The 16,746-nt window shown below is 69.9% G+C and carries 14 protein-coding genes and 3 pseudogenes; 4 read left to right on the top strand and 13 right to left on the bottom strand.

Translation table 11 applies throughout. The annotated features are described in order from the left end of the window. Positions 1 to 41: 41 nt before the first annotated feature. Entirely contained in the window at positions 42 to 1,481 is a 1,440-nt protein-coding gene (locus ACHMXE_RS25615) for a serine hydrolase (protein ID WP_395352136.1), read from the top strand. Between the two features lie 6 nt (positions 1,482 to 1,487). Here the strand turns inward: ACHMXE_RS25615 and ACHMXE_RS25610 are convergent, their stop codons facing one another. From ACHMXE_RS25610 to ACHMXE_RS25575, 8 genes and pseudogenes are all read right to left on the bottom strand, one after another. Then, positions 1,488 to 3,023 carry a malonyl-CoA synthase gene (locus ACHMXE_RS25610; protein ID WP_395352134.1) on the bottom strand — a complete coding sequence of 512 codons (1,536 nt, stop codon included), beginning with the start codon at positions 3,021 to 3,023 and terminating at the stop codon, positions 1,488 to 1,490. 38 nt (positions 3,024 to 3,061) lie between these two features. Further along, on the bottom strand, positions 3,062 to 3,865 hold the full coding sequence (locus ACHMXE_RS25605; RefSeq protein WP_395352132.1) for an enoyl-CoA hydratase/isomerase family protein: 804 nt from the start codon (positions 3,863 to 3,865) through the stop codon (positions 3,062 to 3,064). Next, positions 3,862 to 4,850, bottom strand: a pseudogene (locus ACHMXE_RS25600) (Bug family tripartite tricarboxylate transporter substrate binding protein). The gene ACHMXE_RS25605 and the pseudogene ACHMXE_RS25600 overlap by 4 nt, the downstream one beginning before the upstream one ends. Before the next feature lie 75 nt (positions 4,851 to 4,925). Beyond that, on the bottom strand, positions 4,926 to 6,398 hold the full coding sequence (locus tag ACHMXE_RS25595) for a malonyl-CoA decarboxylase (RefSeq protein WP_203201272.1): 1,473 nt from the start codon (positions 6,396 to 6,398) through the stop codon (positions 4,926 to 4,928). A 55-nt stretch (positions 6,399 to 6,453) separates the two neighbouring features. After that, positions 6,454 to 7,125 carry a GntR family transcriptional regulator gene (locus ACHMXE_RS25590; RefSeq protein ID WP_093342380.1) on the bottom strand — a complete coding sequence of 224 codons (672 nt, stop codon included), beginning with the start codon at positions 7,123 to 7,125 and terminating at the stop codon, positions 6,454 to 6,456. 204 nt (positions 7,126 to 7,329) lie between these two features. After that, positions 7,330 to 8,184: a prolipoprotein diacylglyceryl transferase gene (gene lgt / locus ACHMXE_RS25585; protein ID WP_203201273.1), complete on the bottom strand. Its 855-nt coding sequence runs from the start codon at positions 8,182 to 8,184 to the stop codon at positions 7,330 to 7,332. An 87-nt stretch (positions 8,185 to 8,271) separates the two neighbouring features. Next, on the bottom strand, positions 8,272 to 8,541 hold the full coding sequence (locus ACHMXE_RS25580) for a hypothetical protein (RefSeq protein WP_395352130.1): 270 nt from the start codon (positions 8,539 to 8,541) through the stop codon (positions 8,272 to 8,274). A gap of 20 nt (positions 8,542 to 8,561) precedes the next feature. Beyond that, positions 8,562 to 9,335: an SDR family oxidoreductase gene (locus ACHMXE_RS25575; RefSeq protein ID WP_395352128.1), complete on the bottom strand. Its 774-nt coding sequence runs from the start codon at positions 9,333 to 9,335 to the stop codon at positions 8,562 to 8,564. Positions 9,336 to 9,477: 142 nt separating this feature from the next. Between ACHMXE_RS25575 and ACHMXE_RS25570 the strand changes: the two genes are divergently transcribed. Further along, entirely contained in the window at positions 9,478 to 10,449 is a 972-nt protein-coding gene (locus ACHMXE_RS25570; protein ID WP_395352127.1) for a LysR family transcriptional regulator, read from the top strand. Here ACHMXE_RS25570 and ACHMXE_RS25565 read toward each other — a convergent pair. Further along, entirely contained in the window at positions 10,397 to 11,353 is a 957-nt protein-coding gene (locus tag ACHMXE_RS25565; RefSeq protein WP_395352125.1) for a LysR family transcriptional regulator, read from the bottom strand. The two genes, ACHMXE_RS25570 and ACHMXE_RS25565, sit on opposite strands and share 53 nt — an antisense overlap. Positions 11,354 to 11,463: 110 nt before the next feature. Here ACHMXE_RS25565 and ilvD point away from each other — a divergent pair. Then, positions 11,464 to 13,159 (top strand): annotated as a pseudogene (gene ilvD, locus ACHMXE_RS25560) (dihydroxy-acid dehydratase). A 10-nt stretch (positions 13,160 to 13,169) separates the two neighbouring features. On the opposite strand, the gene ACHMXE_RS25555 reads toward ilvD, so the two are convergent. The 3 genes from ACHMXE_RS25555 to ACHMXE_RS25545 form a co-directional block, all read right to left on the bottom strand. Further along, a complete protein-coding gene (locus ACHMXE_RS25555; RefSeq protein ID WP_395352123.1) occupies positions 13,170 to 14,864 on the bottom strand; it encodes an SMI1/KNR4 family protein in 1,695 nt (564 codons plus the stop codon). 92 nt (positions 14,865 to 14,956) lie between these two features. Further along, complete coding sequence (locus ACHMXE_RS25550) at positions 14,957 to 15,496, bottom strand: DUF3592 domain-containing protein (RefSeq protein WP_395352121.1); 540 nt, start codon at positions 15,494 to 15,496, stop codon at positions 14,957 to 14,959. Positions 15,497 to 15,512: 16 nt separating this feature from the next. Next, positions 15,513 to 15,767: a TIGR04438 family Trp-rich protein gene (locus ACHMXE_RS25545; protein ID WP_203201281.1), complete on the bottom strand. Its 255-nt coding sequence runs from the start codon at positions 15,765 to 15,767 to the stop codon at positions 15,513 to 15,515. A gap of 124 nt (positions 15,768 to 15,891) precedes the next feature. On the opposite strand from ACHMXE_RS25545, the pseudogene ACHMXE_RS25540 reads away from it, so the two are divergent. After that, positions 15,892 to 16,198: pseudogene (locus ACHMXE_RS25540) on the top strand (c-type cytochrome). A 12-nt stretch (positions 16,199 to 16,210) separates the two neighbouring features. Here the strand turns inward: ACHMXE_RS25540 and ACHMXE_RS25535 are convergent. Next, positions 16,211 to 16,714 carry a LapA family protein gene (locus ACHMXE_RS25535; RefSeq protein WP_203201283.1) on the bottom strand — a complete coding sequence of 168 codons (504 nt, stop codon included), beginning with the start codon at positions 16,712 to 16,714 and terminating at the stop codon, positions 16,211 to 16,213. Positions 16,715 to 16,746: the final 32 nt, after the last annotated feature.

Below are 16,746 nucleotides of genomic sequence, written 5' to 3'. Positions count from 1 at the left end.
GATGCCGTAGGATTCGCGCCCCGAACCCAAGGACCCCGATCATGTGGCGCGAATTCGAAAGCCTCGTCGAAAGCTCGATGAAGGAATGGAAGATCCCGGGGCTCGCGCTCGCGGTGATCGAGGATGGCGAGGTCTCGCTGCTGAAGGGCTACGGCGTGCGCGACCTGCGCGGCAACGAGCCCGTGACCGCCGACACGCAGTTCCTGCTGTGCTCGATCACCAAGTCGTTCACCGCGGCCGGACTCGGCCTGCTGGTCGACGAGGGCCGGCTCGCCTGGAGCCGGCCGGTGCGCGAAGTCATCCCGGAGTTCCGGCTGCACGATGCGGTGGCGACCGCGCAGCTCACGGTGCGCGACCTGCTGAGCCACCTCAGCGGCCTGCCGCGCCACGACTGGCTGCACATGCCGGCCGACCTGACGAGCGCGCAGATGCTGCCACTGCTGCGCCACCTGGTGCCGAGCCGCGAACTGCGCGAGGCCTTCCAGTACTCGAACCTCGGCTACATGGTCGCGGGCATCGTGATCGAACGCATCAGCGGCAAGGGCTGGCAGGACTTCGTGACCGAGCGGCTGCTGAAGCCGCTGGGCTTCACTCACTACGGCTTCGGCATCGACGCGCTGGTGGCGGCCGCCGATGCGGCCCGCCCGCACACCATGGTCGAGAACGATCCCGTCCCCGCGCAGCTGTGGCCGGTGCCGACGGCCGCGGGCGGCGGGCTCAATGCGAGCGCCGCCGATCTCGCGAAGTGGATGCGCTGCCTGCTCGACGAAGGCCGCGTGGGCGACACGCCGCTGCTGTCGGCCAGGACGGTGCGCGAGATGGGCATGCCACGCGCCTGGATGTCGCGCTCCGAGCATGCCGAGATCGGCGATTCGCACTACGGCCTGGGCCTGTTCTGCGAGAACTATCGCGGCGAGCGCACGCTCGCGCATTCGGGCTCGTGGTTCGGCTGGGCCACGCTGATGACCGTGGTGCCGTCGCGCCGCGCGGGCGTGGCGGTGCTGACCAACCGCGCGCCGGGCGCCGTGCCCTCGATCCTCACCTTCGCGGCGCTCGACCGCATCGCGGGCCGCGAGCCGGTCGACTGGTTCCAGCGGCTGCTCGCGAAGCGCCGCGCCGACCTGGTGCAGCAGCGGGTCGACGACAAGGCACGCACCGACCGACGCCGCCCCGGCACGCAGCCCAGCCATGCGCTCGAGGAGTACGCGGGGCGCTACGAACATCCGGCCTACGGCCGCATCGAGATCGCGCACGAGGGCGACCACCTCGCCTGGCACTGGCGCGGCGCCGCCGGCGCGCTCACGCACTGGCACTACGACATGTTCGTCACGCCGGACCGGCCGACGGTGTTCCACCCCGACAACCTCGCGCTGAGCTTTCTCTACGACCGCGCGGGCCGCATCGACCGCATCGCGGTGCCCTTCGAGCCGATGGTGGAGGACATCGTGTTCAGGCGCGCGAAGGACGCGCCCGAGGCCTAGAAGAAACTAGGCGAACAAGCCCTTGTGCTCGCCGCGCAGCAGCGCCTTCTGCACCTTGCCCATGGTGTTGCGCGGCAGCTCCGGCACGATGAAGCAGCGCTTCGGGATCTTGAAGTTCGCGAGCCTGGCCTTGAGCTCGGCCACGATCGCGTCGCCATCGAGCGTGGCGCCGGGTTTGGCGATGACGATCGCCACGCCGACCTCGCCGAAGTCGGGGTGCGGCACGCCGACCACCGCGCTCTCGGCCACGCCGGCCATCTCGTTGATGTAGCCCTCGATCTCGGCCGGATAGACGTTGTAGCCGCCGCTGATGATCAGGTCCTTGCTGCGCCCGACGATGGTGATGTAGCCGCGGCCGTCGATCTTGCCCACGTCGCCGGTCTTGAAGAAGCCGTCGGTCGTGAACTCCTCCTGCGTCTTCTCGGGCATGCGCCAGTAGCCCGCGAACACGTTGGGGCCGCTGACCTCGATGCCGCCGATCTCGTCGGTGGTGCAGTCGCGGCCCTGGTCGTCGCGCACGCGCAGCTGCACGCCCGGCAGCGCGAAGCCGACGGTGCCGCCGCGGCGCTCGCCCTGCTCGGGGCGGTAGGGATTCGAGGTCAGCATGATGGTCTCGCTCATGCCGTAGCGCTCGAGGATGGTGTGGCCGGTGCGCTCGCGCCACTCGTCGAAGGTCTCGATCAGCAGCGGCGCGGAACCCGCGACGAACAGCCGCATGTTGCGCACCGCTTCGCGCGTGAGGCCGGGCTCGGCCAGCAGGCGCACGTAGAGCGTGGGCACGCCCATGAACACGGTGGCCTCGGGCAGCTTCGCGGCGATGCGCTTGGGATCGAACTTGGAGAACCAGAGGATCTTGCTGCCGTTGAGCAGCGCGCCGTGCAGCGCCACGAACAGGCCGTGCACGTGGAAGATCGGCAGCGCATGGATCAGCACGTCGCCTTCGGTCCAGCCCCAGTAGTCCTTGAGCACCTCGGCATTCGACAGCAGGTTGCCGTGCGTGAGCATCGCGCCCTTGCTGCGGCCGGTGGTGCCGCTGGTGTAGAGGATCGCGGCCAGGTCGTCGGCCGACTTCGCGGCCGGCTTGTGCACGTCGCTGCAGCTGGCGGCGACCTCGAGCAGGGTGCCGCTGCGGTCGTCGTCGAGCGTGAACACGTGGCGGGTGCCGGCGGCCGTGGCCAGCGGCGCCACCCAGGCCGCGTTGCGGCTGGTGCAGACCACCACGGCGGGCTCGGCATTGCCGATGAAGTACTCGATCTCGGCGCTCTGGTAGGCGGTGTTGAGCGGCAGGAACACATAGCCCGCGCGCAAGGTGGCGAGGTACAGCAGCATCGCCTCGACCGACTTCTCGACCTGCACCGCGATGCGCGCGCCCTTCTCGAGCTTCAGCGCGTCGAGCAGGTTGGCGATCATCGCGCTCGCGCGGTCGAGGTCGCGCCACGAGTACGCGAGGCCGTTGTCGGTCTCGACCGCGATGGCATCGAGGTCGGCGGGAAAGGCCGCGCGCAGGGCGGCGAACAGGTTGGCGTTGGCGGTCTTCTTCATCGGTCGGACTTCACAGGAGGCGGAAAACGAAAGGCGGGTCAGAAATCGGGCGCGCGCTTGGCGAGGAAGGCGGCGATGCCTTCGCGGTGCTCGGCCGAGTCGGCGTAGTCGTAGGCGGTGGCGACCAGCGCGGCGACCGGCTCCACCTCGGGCGGCGCGGTGTTGGCGCCGGTCACGGCATGGTGCAGCACGGCGAATGTGCGCTTGTGCATGCGCGCGGTCTGCGGCGCGAGCCGCGCGATGCGCGCCGCGTGCGCCTCGGCCGCGGCGGCCACCTCGGCATCGGGCAGCACCGACAGCAGGAAGCCCGCGTGGTAGAGCCGCGTGGCGTCGTGCACGCCGGCGGCCAGCAGCATGTCGCGCGCCAGCGTGTCGCCGATGGCGCCCTGCACCAGCGCGGCCTCGCGCGGCGCCATCGGAAAACCGAGCTTCGCAATCGGCGCGCCGAATTTCGACGCGGCGCCCGCGAGGCGGATGTCGCAGCAGCTCGCGATCTCGATGCCCGCGCCCATGCAGGCGCCCTCGATCTGCGCGACCAGCGGCACGGGACAGTCGAGCAGAGCCTGCAGCGCGGCCCAGACCTCGTTCTCGTGGAATTCGCGCAGGCTCGCGGCCTCGAAGCGGAACGACGGGTATTCGGAGATGTCGCCGCCCGCGCAGAAGGCGCCGCCCTCCCCGCGCACGATCACGCAGCGCAGCGCCGGGTCGGCGGCGAGGCCGGCCACCAGCGCGCGCAGCTCGCGCCACATCGCGCGCGTCATCGCGTTCAGGCGTGCCGGGTTCGACAGCGTGAGGAACGCGAGCGCGCCCTCGCGGCGCAGGCCGACGCTGCCCGCGCTCATTCGAGCTTGGCGCCCGAGGCCTTGACCACGGCGGCCCAGCGCTTGATCTCCGAATTGACGAAGCCGCCGTACGCGGCCATGGTCAGGTTCGGGATCTCGGAGCCGTTCTGCGCCCAGATGGCCTTGAGCTCGTCGCTCGCGAGCGATTTCTTCATGTCCTCGACCACCTTGGCCTGCACGTCGGCCGGCGTGCTCTGGGCGTCCACAGGCCGTACCAGGTGGTCACGGTGTAGTCGGGCAGGCCCACCTCGGCCGCGCAGGGGACGTCGGGAAACGCCGGGTTGCGCTTGGCGCCCGCGACCATCAGCGCCTTGATGCGGCCGCTCTTGATGTGCTGCGCCGAGGAGCCGAGGCCGTCGAACATCAGGTCGACGTTGCCCGAGATCAGGTCGGCCAGCGCCGGGCCCGCGCCGCGGTAGGGGATGTGGGTGATGAAGGTGCCGGTCTGGATCTTGAACAGCTCGCCCGCCAGGTGGTGCGAGGTGCCCGCGCCGGCCGAACCGTAGTTGAACTTGCCGGGGCTGCGCTTCACCAGCGCGATGAATTCCTGGATGGTCGTGGCGGGCACGCGCTTCGGATTGACCACCACCACCTGCGGCACGTTGGCCAGCAGCATCAGCGGCACGAAGTCCTTCTCGATGTCGTAGTCGAGCTTGGGATAGATCGAGGGCGCGATCGCATGGTGCACCGCGCCCATGAACAGCGTGTAGCCGTCGGCCGGCGCCTTGGAGGCGATGCTCGCGCCCAGCGTGCCGCCCGCGCCGCCGCGGTTGTCGATCACCAGGGTCTGGCTCGTGAGCTTGGCGAACTGGCCCGACAGCGGACGCGCGAAGGCGTCGGTGCCGCCGCCGGCCGGGAACGGCACGATCATGTTGACCGGCTTGGTCGGCCAGTTGCTCTGCGCGGTCGCGGCGCCGCCGCACAGAACCGCCGCGCCCGCAGCCGCCAGGCGCAACACGTCGCGCCGCTGAAAACTCTGGTTCATCTGTCTCATCTCCTGTCGTTGTGGATCGCCGCGGATGCGACGGCCGGCGCTGTGTGCGCCGGACTTGGGGCCCGGTCAGGCCTTCTTGAAAAACAGACTGTCGACGTCCCCCGACACGGCCACCTTGCCTTGCGCGAGCCAGTCGCGGTGCCGGTCGAGACGCTTGAGATCGTATAGGTAGTTCACCATGAGGCCATAGGACTGCTTCTGTCCCTTGGGCGACGGATCGCCGGCCCAGTTGAGGCGCTCGACGCGCGCGCCGTTGCCCAGGTGGAAGCGCGCGACCGGATCGGCCGGCGTGCCGTCGACCAGCGAGCGGCCCAGGTATTCGGCGGCGCACTGCAGCAGCCACTGGCGCAGCGGCGACTTAGCGTCCAGGCTCGCGGCGGCATCGACCGCGGCCAGCAGCCGGTCGGCCGTGGGCGGCAGCGAACCCACGAGCCGGCCGATCTCGGCGGCGCGCTTCTCGTCGAGGCGCGCGACCATGTCGGGCGCGTTCTTCGCGAGCCAGGTGCGAAAGCCCGGGATCGGCGACAGCGTGGCGAAGGTCTTGAGCCGCGGCAGCTCGTCCTGCAGGGTCTCGACCACGCGCTTGATCAGCGAGTCGCCGAAGCTCACGCCACGCAGGCCGTTCTGCGTGTTGCTGATCGAATAGAAGATCGCGGTGGTGGCGCGCGCCGGCGGCACCGGCACGGCCGTCTCGTCGAGCAGCGGCGTGATGCCGTCGCTCACGCGGTCGACCAGCGCCACCTCGACGAAGATCAGTGGCTCGTTCGGCAGCCGCGGATGGAAGAAGCCGTAGCAGCGGCGGTCGCTGTCGTCGAGCCGGTTCTTCACGTCGTTCCAGCTCTTGATGTCGTGCACCGCCTCGTAGCGGATCAGCTTCTCGATCAGCGAGGCCGGCGAGTTCCAGTCGATGCGGCGCAGCTCGAGGAAGGCGACGTCGAACCAGGTCGAGAACAGCTGCTCGAGCTCGGCGTCGAGCGCGAGCAGGCGGCGGTCGCCCTTGAGGCCGGGCAGCAGCTCTGCGCGCAGGTCGACCAGGAAGCGCATGCCCGCGGGCTCGACCGCGAAGCGCTGCAAGAGGCGCATGCGCGGCGACACCAGCGCGCGGCGCAGCTTCAGCTCGGCCTGGCCCTCGTCGGGCGTGCCGACGGCGGCCTGGTGCTGGTCGCGCGCGGTCTTGAGCTTTTGCGCGTCGGCGGCGAAATGCTCGCTCATCAGGGCCCAGAAATCGCGCCGCTCCTCGGGCGTGGCGGCCGCGTATTCCACCGCGATGGCATGGGCGCGGCGGCCGCCCTCGACCTCGCTCACGCGCGGGTCGATCACCGACTGCATGGCGGCCAGCACGCGGCGCAGCGCGCGCGGCGACAGCGCCTCGTCAGCCTTGCGCAGGGTGGCCTCGAGCCGCTCGGCGGTGGTGCGGGCGCTGGGCTTGGGGGCCGACTTGGCGGCGGCCTTCGCGGGGGCGTCGGAAGCTACCGGCACCTTGCGTTCGTTCTTGTCGCCCGTGCGCAATCGCGCCTGGAACCATTCGGTCGCACTCATCGTGGATGCACTCCCATGCAGAAAGAAAAAGACGAGAAAGAGGTGGCGGCGCGCCTCATGGCATGACCCGCGATTTCTGCTGGTTGCGCATCACCTCGCGCAGCGCCTCGCGCTGGCGCGTCATGTGGGTGCGCATCGCGGCATCGGCGCCTTCGCTGTCGCGCGCCTTGAGCGCCGCGAACACCGCGAGATGCTCCGACAGGCTCTGCTCGAGCCGCCCCGGCGCATGCAGCTGCTGCTGGCGCGCGAGCTTGAGGATCTTGCGCAGGTCGCCGATCACCTGGGCCAGCCACTTGTTGTCGGCCAGCTGGATGATGGCCTCGTGGATCAGGTGGTTGGTGGCGTAGTAGTCGTTGATGCGCTTGGCCTTGGCGTGGCGCACCAGCCGCTCGTGCAGGGCGTCGAGCTCGTGCAGCTCGGCATCGCTGGCGTTGCGCGCCGCCTCGAAGGCACAGCGGCCCTCGAGCAGCGCGATGACCGGGAAGATCTCGTCGAGGTCGCGCTCGGTCACCTCGCGCACGAAGCAGCCGCGGCGCGGCTCGTGGCGCAGCAGGCCCTCGGCCGTGAGCACCTTGAGCGCCTCGCGCAGCGGCGTGCGCGAGATCGACAGCCGCTCGCACAGCGCGACCTCGTCGACGAAGCTGCCGGGCGCCAGGGTGCCGTCGAAGATCTGCTCGCGCAGCGTGGTGGCGACTTCGTCGTGCAGGGAGTTGTGGACCAGGCGCATGGCGGGTTCGATCGCGTAATTTCCTGTAATTACGCGTAATTCTGAGCCCGGACGCGAAGCAGCGCAAGGGCCGCGCGTGAAACGCGGGGCTCCGGACTTACCCTGGTCAGACGATAGCTTGCGTGGCCGGCGGTGCGGCACGCGGCAGATGAAGGAAGCGCGGGACGGGGCGCTGCCCCGCCCTCCCCGGCTCCCGGTGCGGCGTCAGGCCTTGCTGGCGACCGGCACGGCCTGCTCGCGGCGCGAGGCCCAGACCCACAGCGCGATGCCGCCCAGGATCATCGGCACGCAGAGCCACTGGCCCTGGCTCAGGTCGAGCGCGCGCAGGCCCAGTTCGTTGCCCGGGTGGGCAAAGATCTTGTCGGGCTCGCGGAAGAATTCGGCGATGAAACGGAAGATGCCGTAGCCGACCAGGAACGCGGCCGACACCTGGGCCTGCTTGCGCGGCTTGCGCGCGTAGAGCCACAGCAGCACGAACAGCAAGAGTCCCTCGAGCAGGAACTGATAGACCTGCGACGGATGGCGCGGCAGCATCGAGCCGCTCTGCGGGAACACCATGCCCCAGGGCAGGTCGGGGCTGCTGAAGCGGCCCCAGAGTTCGCCGTTGATGAAGTTGCCCACGCGCCCCGCCGCGAGGCCGGTGGGCACGCAGGGCGCGACGAAGTCCATCACCTGCCAGAACGGCCGCGCACGCGAACGCGCGAACCAGACCATGGCCGCGATCACGCCGAGCATGCCGCCATGGAAGCTCATGCCGCCCTCCCAGACCTTGAAGATCTCGAGCGGATTGAACAGGTAGAACTCGGGCCGGTAGAACAGGCAGTAGCCGAGCCGGCCGCCGACGATGACGCCGACCACGCCGAGGAACAGGATGTCCTCGATGTCCTTGCGCTGCCAGGCCCCGGCGCCCACGAGGCTGCGGTAGGGCTCGTGCTTCAGCCGCAGCGTGCCGAGGAAGTAGAACAGCGCGAAGGCCGCCAGGTAGGTCAGGCCGTACCAGTGGATGGCGATCGGCCCGAGCTGCAGGGCGATGGGATTGATCTGCGGATACATGAGCATCCGCGGATTGTGCCCGCGCCGCATGACGCGGCCGGGGGCGTGGGGGCTTCCCGGCACGCGGCCCGGCGCCCCGCCCCCCTCAGGCGCTCAGCGCCCGAATTTCCACCACACCAGGCCGGCCACCGCGGCCGGCACGGCGAACACCAGCAGGAAGATCGGCAGCTCCTCGGCCACGCTGTAGCCGGCCTCGATCACCCCCACCGCCATGTTGATGCCGGCGCCGACGAACCAGGCCGGCACGAACCACATCGCGGCCGTGCTCAGGGCCGCGTCGCCGCTGCCGCCGAGCACGCGGCCGGCCAGCAGGAACAGGGCCAGCAGCACGATGCCGCTGCCCATCACGATGAGCGTATGCATCGCTTGCCTGGTGCGATGCGTCAGCGCGTGGTGTAGCCGCCGTTGGCGAAGATGGTCTGGCCGGTGATCCACCAGCCCTCGGTGACCAGGAAGCGCACGATCGGCGCGATGTCCTCGATGTCGGTCAGGCCCTTCGTCGAGAACTTGCTGAGCGCGGCGGCGCTGCTGTGGTAATCCACCGCCTCCTTGCTCTCCTGGCCGTAGAAGAACGGCGTGTCCATCGGGCCCGGGCCGATCGCGTTGACCGAGATGCCGCGCTCGCCGAACTCCTTGGAGGCGGCGCGCGTGTAGTGCTCCACCGCGGCCTTCGAGCCCGGGTAGATCGCGTAGTACGGCGTGTAGGCCGCGAGCAGCGAGCTCACGATCGTGACGATGCTGCCGCCCTCGGCCAGCGTGCGGCCGGCCTGCTGGATGAAGAAGAAGGCGGCCTTGGCATTGGCGTCGAAGCTCTTGTCGTAGTCGGCTTCGGTGACCTCGAGGATCGGCTTCTTGATGACCACGCCCGCGGTGTTGATCGCTATGTCGACCTGGCCGAACTGCTTGACGGCCTGGTCGAACAGCTCGACGTTGTTCTCGACCACCGCGAGGTCGCCCTGCACCAGCAGGGTGGCGGCGCCCTTGGCCTCGAGGGCGGCTGCGGTCTTCTCGGCATCGGCGCGCGAGCTGTCGCTGTTGTAGTGGATGGCGACGCCGCGCACGCCTCCGTCGACCAGTTGCTGCGCGACGAGCGCGCCGAGGTTCTTGCCGCCGCCGGCGATGACGGCGACCTTGTTCTTCAATGTGCGTGCGGACATGGAAATCTCCTGGGTTGAAAGCCATTGATGTGTGACACGAGGCGCAGTGTATTGATCGCCAGACGGCCGATAAATGGGCAATTCGAGGCTAGACTGTTCGGAAATCCACGAACAATCGCCGGACCGCCGCCGGTGCCCTTCCATGGACCGCATCGACCTCCTCCAGGTCTTCCTGCGCGTGGCCGAATCCGGCAGCTTCACGCGCGCCGCCGACCGGCTCGGCCTGCCGCGTGCCACCATCTCGACCGCGGTGCAGCAGCTCGAGGCGCGGCTGGGCTCGCGGCTGCTGCACCGCACCACGCGGCGCGTGGGCCTCACGCCCGACGGCGAGGTGCTGCTCGAGCGCGCCCGCGCGCTGGTGGCCGACATGGACGACCTCGAGCAGCAGTTCCTGCCTTCGCACGGCAGCGTGGGCGGGCGCCTCAAGGTCGACGTGCCCAGCCGCATCGCGCGGCTGCTGATCGCGCCCGCGCTGCCGGATTTCTTCGCGCGCCATCCGGCGCTCGAGCTCGAACTCGGCTCGAGCGACCGCGCGGTCGACCTGGTGCACGAGGGCGTGGACTGCGCGCTGCGCGTGGGGCCGCTGGCGAGCAGCAGCCTGGTGGCGCGGCCGCTCGGGCACTTCACGCTGGTCAACTGCGCGAGCCCGGCCTACCTCGCGCGGCACGGCACGCCGCGCACGCCGGCCGAGCTGCCGCAGCACCTGGCGGTGAACTACGCCTCGCCGACCAGCGGCCGCGCGGCGCCCTGGGAATGGCGGCGCGACGGCGAGACCGCCTCGCTGCGCATGCGCAGCCAGGTGACGGCCAACAACGCCGAGACCTACATCGCCTGCGCGCTCGCGGGCCTGGGGCTGATCCAGATCCCGCTGTACGACGTGCGAACGCATCTGGCGGCCGGCGAGCTGGTCGAGCTCATGCCCGATGCGCGCGCCGAGCCGCTGCCGGTGCACCTGGTGTATCCGCACCGGCGCAACCTGTCGCGGCGTGTGCAGGCCTTCGCGGGCTGGCTCGAGACGCTGCTGGCCCCGGCCCTCGACGGGCCGCCGCCCTCCTCCGCCGCTACGTCGCGCCGCGCGCGGCCGCCGGCTGGCGCTCCCGCACGAACGCGATGAAGCGCTCGAGCGCGGGGTTGGCGGCCTCGGCCGGCCACACCAGGCTGGTCTCGCAGCGCGGCAGCGCCGGCGCGGCACGGCGCCGGCCCGCGGGCGCAAACTCGTCGGCGCCCCGGTAGACCACGCCCGCGCGGCGGAACTGCGTGACGCTCTCGGGCACCCAGGCCACGCCGATGCCGCCCGAGACCAGGTTGACGATGGTCTGCATCTGGATCGCCTCCTGCGCCAGCAGCGGCACGCGCCCGGCCGCGTGGTAGAGCGCGAAGACCGCGTCGTGCAGCGAAGGCACGATGCGGCGCGGAAAGATCACCAGCGGCTCGGCCAGCACCTCGGCCAGCGGCAGTTGCCCGGCGCTCGCGAGCGCATGCCGCTGCGGCAGCGCCAGCACCAGCGGCTCCTGCGACACCGCGAGCCGCGCCAGCCCCGGCGGCGCGGCACCGGGCGAATGCAGCATCAGGCCGGCATCGATCTCGCCGCGCGCGAAGGCCTCGAGCTGCACGTCGCCCGTGGCCTCGACCAGCTCGAGCGCGACCTCGGGACACAGCACGCGGAACTCGCGCACCCAGTCGGGCAGCTGCTCGAAGCCGACGGTCGAGACGAAGGCGATGCGCACCCGGCCCACCTGCCCGGCCGCGGCCGCGCGGGCGCGCGCCGGCAGCGCCTGGGCGCGCGCCAACAGCTCGCGCACGTCGGGCAGCAGCGCCTCGCCGGCCGGCGTGAGCGCGACCCGGCGCCGCGTGCGATCGAACAGCACCACGCCCAGGGTCTTCTCGAGCTGGGCGATGGCCTGCGTGACCGGCGGCTGGGTCATGTGCAGGCGCTGCGCGGCGCGGCCGAAATGCAGCTCCTCGGCGACGGCCACGAACTGGCGCCAGGCCCGCAGGTCGATCAGGCTTTCATTCATTCGCCAAGCATATCAATCGGCCTCTCAAAATGGATTGGAAGCAATCAATCAGAAGTCCGATACTTGGCGCTCCCCGGTTTTCCCTCCCCACGATCGAAGAGACACCCACCATGGACACCAAGCCAATCCAGATCAATCGCCGCAGCGCCAACATCGTCGAAGGCAAGAGCCGCGCGCCCAACCGCTCGATGTTCTACGCGATGGGCTACGAGGAAGGCGACTTCAAGAAGCCGATGGTCGGCGTCGCCAACGGCCACAGCACCATCACGCCCTGCAACTCGGGCCTGCAGAAGCTGGCCGACGCGGCCATCGCGGGCATCGAGGAAGCCGGCGGCAACGCGCAGGTGTTCGGCACCCCGACCATCTCCGACGGCATGGCCATGGGCACCGAAGGCATGAAGTACTCGCTGGTGAGCCGCGAGGTGATCTCCGACTGCATCGAGACCTGCGTCGGCGGCCAGTGGATGGACGGCGTGCTGGTGGTCGGCGGCTGCGACAAGAACATGCCCGGCGGCCTGATGGGCATGCTGCGCGCCAACGTGCCCGCCATCTACGTCTACGGCGGTACCATCCTGCCGGGCCGCTACAAGGGCCAGGACCTGAACATCGTCAGCGTGTTCGAGGCCGTGGGCCAGAACGCCGCCGGCAACATGAGCGACGAGGACCTGCACGAGATCGAGAAGCGCGCCATCCCCGGCACCGGCTCCTGCGGCGGCATGTACACGGCCAACACCATGTCGAGCGCGTTCGAGGCGCTCGGCATCTCGCTGCCCTATTCGTCGACCATGGCGAACCCGCACGACGAGAAGGCCAACTCGGCCAAGGAATCGGCCAAGGTGCTGATCGAGGCGATCAAGAAGGACCTGAAGCCGCGCGACATCGTGACCAAGAAGGCGATCGAGAACGCGGTGGCCGTGATCATGGCCACGGGCGGCTCCACCAACGCGGTGCTGCACTTCCTCGCGATCGCGCACACGGCCGGCGTGGAATGGTCGATCGACGACTTCGAGCGCATGCGCAAGAAGGTGCCGGTGATCTGCGATCTGAAGCCCTCGGGCAAGTACCTCGCGGTCGACCTGCATCAGGCCGGCGGCATTCCGCAGGTCATGAAGGTGCTGCTCAACGCCGGCCTGCTGCATGGCGACTGCATCACCATCAGCGGCCAGACCATCGCCGAAGTGCTCAAGGACGTGCCCGACGTGCCGCGCGCCGACCAGGACGTGATCCGCCCGATCGACAAGCCGATGTACGACGAAGGCCACCTGGCGATCCTCAAGGGCAACCTGTCGCCCGAAGGCGCGGTCGCCAAGATCACCGGCCTCAAGAACCCGGTCATCACCGGCCCGGCGCGCGTGTTCGACGACGAGCAGTCGGCGCTCAAGGCCATCCTCGACGGCAAGATCGTGGCCGGCGACGTGATGGTGCTGCGCTACCTCGGCCCCAAGGGCGGCCCCCGGCATGCCCGAGATGCTCGCGCCCACCGGCGCGCTGATCGGCGCGGGCCTCGGCGAGAGCGTGGGCCTGATCACCGACGGCCGCTTCTCGGGCGGCACCTGGGGCATGGTGGTGGGCCACGTGGCGCCCGAAGCGGCGGCCGGCGGCACCATCGCCTTCGTGAACGAGGGCGACTCGATCACCATCGACGCGCATGCGCTCAAGCTCGAGCTCAACGTGCCCGAGGCCGAGATCGCCAAGCGCCGCGAAGGCTGGAAGGCCCCGGCCCCGCGCTACACGCGCGGCGTGCAGGCCAAGTTCGCGTTCAACGCCTCGAGCGCGAGCTCGGGCGCGGTGCTCGACAAGTTCTGAAGCCCGGCGCTCAGGCCGTGGCGGCCGGCGGCTGCCACGGTGTCGCGACGTCCTCGTAGCCGATGGACTTCGGGCGCAGGCGCGCCAGCAGGTCGTCGACGCTCTCGAAGCGCAGCAACTCGCGCGGCGGGCCGCGGTCCAGGTCGTCCACGACGAGCACGGCCGGGGCCTGTGCGCCGCTGTCGCGGTAGTCGAGCATGACCACCCGGCCGTGATCGGCCTCGAGCACCACGAGTAGCTGCGGCGCATCGAAGCGCTGCTTCCACGGCGTTTCGCCCGGCGGGAACACGATGCGGTCCGACAGCTCGGCCAGCGTCACGAGGTATTCCATCGGCATCAGGTGGCGCAACGCCTCGCTGTAGGGCCGGGCTTCGCCGTCGGCGATGTCGACCCAGCGGCACGACACGCCGCCGCCGTTCTTCACGCGCCACAGCGCCACGAGTGCGCCCGGCAGCCGCAGGCCCAGCCGGGCCTCGGTCTGCGCGACCAGCGCCTCGTCGGCCATCAGTTGCGGCTCGGAGCCGTCCTTGCGCTGCACCGCATTGAGGTAGAAGAAATGAGGCTGCGCCTCGCCCCAGAACATCGGCGCGCGCCATTCCGCCGGTGCCTCGCCGAGCGGCGGGCCCAGGTCGCGCGCGACCGTTCGCGCCACGCCGCGCTCCGGGCGCACGCGCCGCAGCGCCGCGAAAAAATCGTCGAAGTTCTCGAAGGCGATGTCGACCGGCTCCACGCCGCTCTGGCGGTCGAAGTCCACGATCAGCACCCGCGCCTGCGGCCCGCGCGTGTAGTCGAGCAGGGTCATGTCGCCATAGCGGGCCTGCAGCACCACCAGCTGGTCGGCGCCGGCCGGCACGTCCTCGGGCTCGTGCGTGAAGTCCTCGTAGTGCTCGGCCACGGTGCGCAGCTTCTCCACGGCCGCGAGGCTCGAATAGTCGATGGAAAAAGCGCCGCGCCAGTCGTCGTGGAACGGGCCGGCATCGCGCTTCAACGGCACGTAGAGCCAACCGACGTAGCCGCCGTTCATCCGGCCATAGAGCTGGCGCAGCGTGTCGGGCAGGCGAAAACCGAGCCGCGCTTCGGTGGCCGCGATCATGGCCTCGCTGGCCGCGAACGGCGGCTTCTCGACCGGCGTGCCGCGCTGCGCGAGCGCTTCGCGCGCGGCGTTCTGGCGCCAGTAGCCCGGGGACTCGAAGAAGGTGTGGTGATTCAGCGGCGTCGGGTCGATGTCGAGTTCGGGCTCGGCTTCCGGCGCGGGCGATGACGTGCCGACCATCGGCTCGGGTGCCGCGGGCGAGGCCTTCGATTCGAGCCGGATGATCGCCGCGCTCACGGCGACCGCCACGACGAACAGCGCCGCGGCCCATTGAACATCGGAAGTCGAGAACGCGGCGATAGCCGCGGTGGGCGCCAGCAGCATGCTCAGCCCCAGTCCGAGCAGGTAGAACACGCCCGCGAGCACCGCCTGGATAGGCAGCGTCACCAGCGCCGACAGCGCGATCCGCTTCGCGCCGCCGAGCCGCCAGGCCAGCGCCCAGGCATTCCATTTGCCGAGTGCGTAGAGACCGGTGAACAGCGGCGTCGCCAGCAGCACGATCCATGGCGAGCGATGCAGCCAGCCGGCCGCGCCCATGGCCAGCACGATCAGCAAGCCCATGGCGATCCGAACAACGGGCGCGAGCCCCCGCGATGGCATGCGTGTGGTCATTCTCGATCCTCCCCTCGGTGGAGCGCCGCGATGCGACGGCGCGCTGCGGCGAGTCTCACATGCGCGGCGGCCGCGGCCTGTCGGCCAAAGGCTCAGGCGCCCGGCAGGCCGCGAAAGCGCAGCGCCATGCGCGTGAAGAACAGGCCGACCAGCAACGGCAGCAGCGAGAAGACGCAGAAGGCGATGACGATGCCCCACATGTTCTGGAAGTCGTCCACGCGCGCCCGCGCCGGATCGTCGGGGCTGTAGCGCACCGCGACGGCATCGCCCGGGCGCTTGCCGGGAGCGCTGCCGCCAAGCCCCTTGACGCGCAGCTTCCGGCCGTCGGCCGCCGTGTACTCGACCAACGGCACGCGCGACACCGTGGTGCGGCCCTTGCTGTCGGTGCCGCGCTCCGCGATGTGTTCGATCAGCGTGCCCTGCGTGCCGACGGTGTCCGCGATCGCGATCACGCGCTGCACCGCGATCGAGCCCGCGCCATAGAGCCCCGCGGCAGCGATCGCCAGCGCGCCGAGCCCGATGCCCAGCAGCAGCCGGCGGCGCCAGACCACCAGGGCCGCGCCCACGAGCAGCCCCGCCATCAACCCGTACTTGAAGACGCTCAGTGCGTGCTCGACCGCCTCGTCGCCCATGCCGTGCGGTGCGCGCTCAGCGGCGCGGGCGCTGCCCGGTGCCGGTCTTCATGCCCATGTTGGTCTTCTGCCGGTCGATGCGCGCCTGGCGGCGGGCATCCTCGCGCTCGACCACCTTGCGCTTGGTGTAGCCCGAGGCATCGGCCCAGGCCCACCAGGCCATGGCGAGCGCGAAGGGAATCAGCACGATCCACCAGCTCCAGGTGGCGACCGGACCGACTTCGAAGTACTTGAGGGCCACGCCCAGGATGCCCAACACCAGAAACCACATCGCGAATCCCTCCGGGTCGTGTCGCGCGATGCGGTCGCACGCCGGTGCCCGGCGCTCCCTACAATCGTCGCGTTGAGCCATCGAATGTAACTCAGCCCTTACATAAACAGAGAATCCGACCCCCATGAAAAGAGCCCTGCTGTTCGCGTCCCTGGCCCTCGGCCTGGCAGCCCCCGCCTTCGCCGACCTGGCGCTGGCCACCTCGAAGAACTGCATGAGCTGCCATGCGGTCGAGCGCAAGGTGCTCGGCCCCTCGTTCAGAGGACGTGGCGGCCAAGTACAAGGACAACGCGGGCGCGGTAGACATGCTGGCCGGCAAGATCATCAAGGGCGGTTCGGGCGTCTGGGGCCCGGTGCCGATGCCGGCCAACAACCAGGTCAGCGAAGCCGACGCGAAGAAGCTCGCCGCCTGGATCCTGTCGACGAAGTAGGACGACGCGTCCTCAGATCCGTGGCTCGATGTCCACGGGCAGCGAAGGCCGGCGCTCGATCCGGTCCTCGAGCTGGCCGATGTGCGCGGCCAGCGTGTTGTCGGACTGCTCCGAACGCAGCCGCACCGCGGCCTCGAGCTGGTCGATGCGCGCCAGCAGCGCCGTCTGACGCTCGGCGTTCTGCGCCATGTGCTGGTTCTCCTGCGTCTGCAGGAAGTTGCGCAGTTCGGTGAAGCGCGAGGCCTCGGCCTTGTCGGCCAGGTCGCGCTGCACCTGCATCTCCTTGGTGTGGCGCTTGGTCTCGATCAGCACCGAGCTGTGCAGGTACAGCACGTAGACCAGGAAGAAGGCCGCCAGCACCACGGTGAGCCCCAGCATGATCAGGCCCAGCGGCGCCGAGACGGTCATGAAGCCCAGCCACACGTCGGTGGGCGTGGCCAGCGTGCCCCAGTTGAGCGCGGCCAGCGCCGCGATCAGCAGCACGATGACGAACAGGAAAGCGGATCTCACGCCCATGGGGGCCTCCTTCGGAAAGATCGAACACGTTG

The organism is Variovorax sp. UC122_21, from assembly GCF_044056785.1.
Lineage (GTDB): Bacteria > Pseudomonadota > Gammaproteobacteria > Burkholderiales > Burkholderiaceae_C > Variovorax.
Note: the sequence above shows the minus strand (reverse complement) of the source record. Positions and strands in the feature narration are given on the sequence as shown.

Coding starts and splice junctions, on each gene's coding strand:
- ACHMXE_RS25615 (WP_395352136.1), top strand. CDS start 42: ATGTGGCGCGAATTCGAAAGCCTCGTCGAAAGCTCGATGAAGGAATGG.
- ACHMXE_RS25610 (WP_395352134.1), bottom strand. CDS start 3,023: ATGAAGAAGACCGCCAACGCCAACCTGTTCGCCGCCCTGCGCGCGGCC.
- ACHMXE_RS25605 (WP_395352132.1), bottom strand. CDS start 3,865: ATGAGCGCGGGCAGCGTCGGCCTGCGCCGCGAGGGCGCGCTCGCGTTC.
- ACHMXE_RS25595 (WP_203201272.1), bottom strand. CDS start 6,398: ATGAGTGCGACCGAATGGTTCCAGGCGCGATTGCGCACGGGCGACAAG.
- ACHMXE_RS25590 (WP_093342380.1), bottom strand. CDS start 7,125: ATGCGCCTGGTCCACAACTCCCTGCACGACGAAGTCGCCACCACGCTG.
- lgt (WP_203201273.1), bottom strand. CDS start 8,184: ATGCTCATGTATCCGCAGATCAATCCCATCGCCCTGCAGCTCGGGCCG.
- ACHMXE_RS25580 (WP_395352130.1), bottom strand. CDS start 8,541: ATGCATACGCTCATCGTGATGGGCAGCGGCATCGTGCTGCTGGCCCTG.
- ACHMXE_RS25575 (WP_395352128.1), bottom strand. CDS start 9,335: ATGTCCGCACGCACATTGAAGAACAAGGTCGCCGTCATCGCCGGCGGC.
- ACHMXE_RS25570 (WP_395352127.1), top strand. CDS start 9,478: ATGGACCGCATCGACCTCCTCCAGGTCTTCCTGCGCGTGGCCGAATCC.
- ACHMXE_RS25565 (WP_395352125.1), bottom strand. CDS start 11,353: ATGAATGAAAGCCTGATCGACCTGCGGGCCTGGCGCCAGTTCGTGGCC.
- ACHMXE_RS25555 (WP_395352123.1), bottom strand. CDS start 14,864: ATGACCACACGCATGCCATCGCGGGGGCTCGCGCCCGTTGTTCGGATC.
- ACHMXE_RS25550 (WP_395352121.1), bottom strand. CDS start 15,496: ATGGGCGACGAGGCGGTCGAGCACGCACTGAGCGTCTTCAAGTACGGG.
- ACHMXE_RS25545 (WP_203201281.1), bottom strand. CDS start 15,767: ATGTGGTTTCTGGTGTTGGGCATCCTGGGCGTGGCCCTCAAGTACTTC.
- ACHMXE_RS25535 (WP_203201283.1), bottom strand. CDS start 16,714: ATGGGCGTGAGATCCGCTTTCCTGTTCGTCATCGTGCTGCTGATCGCG.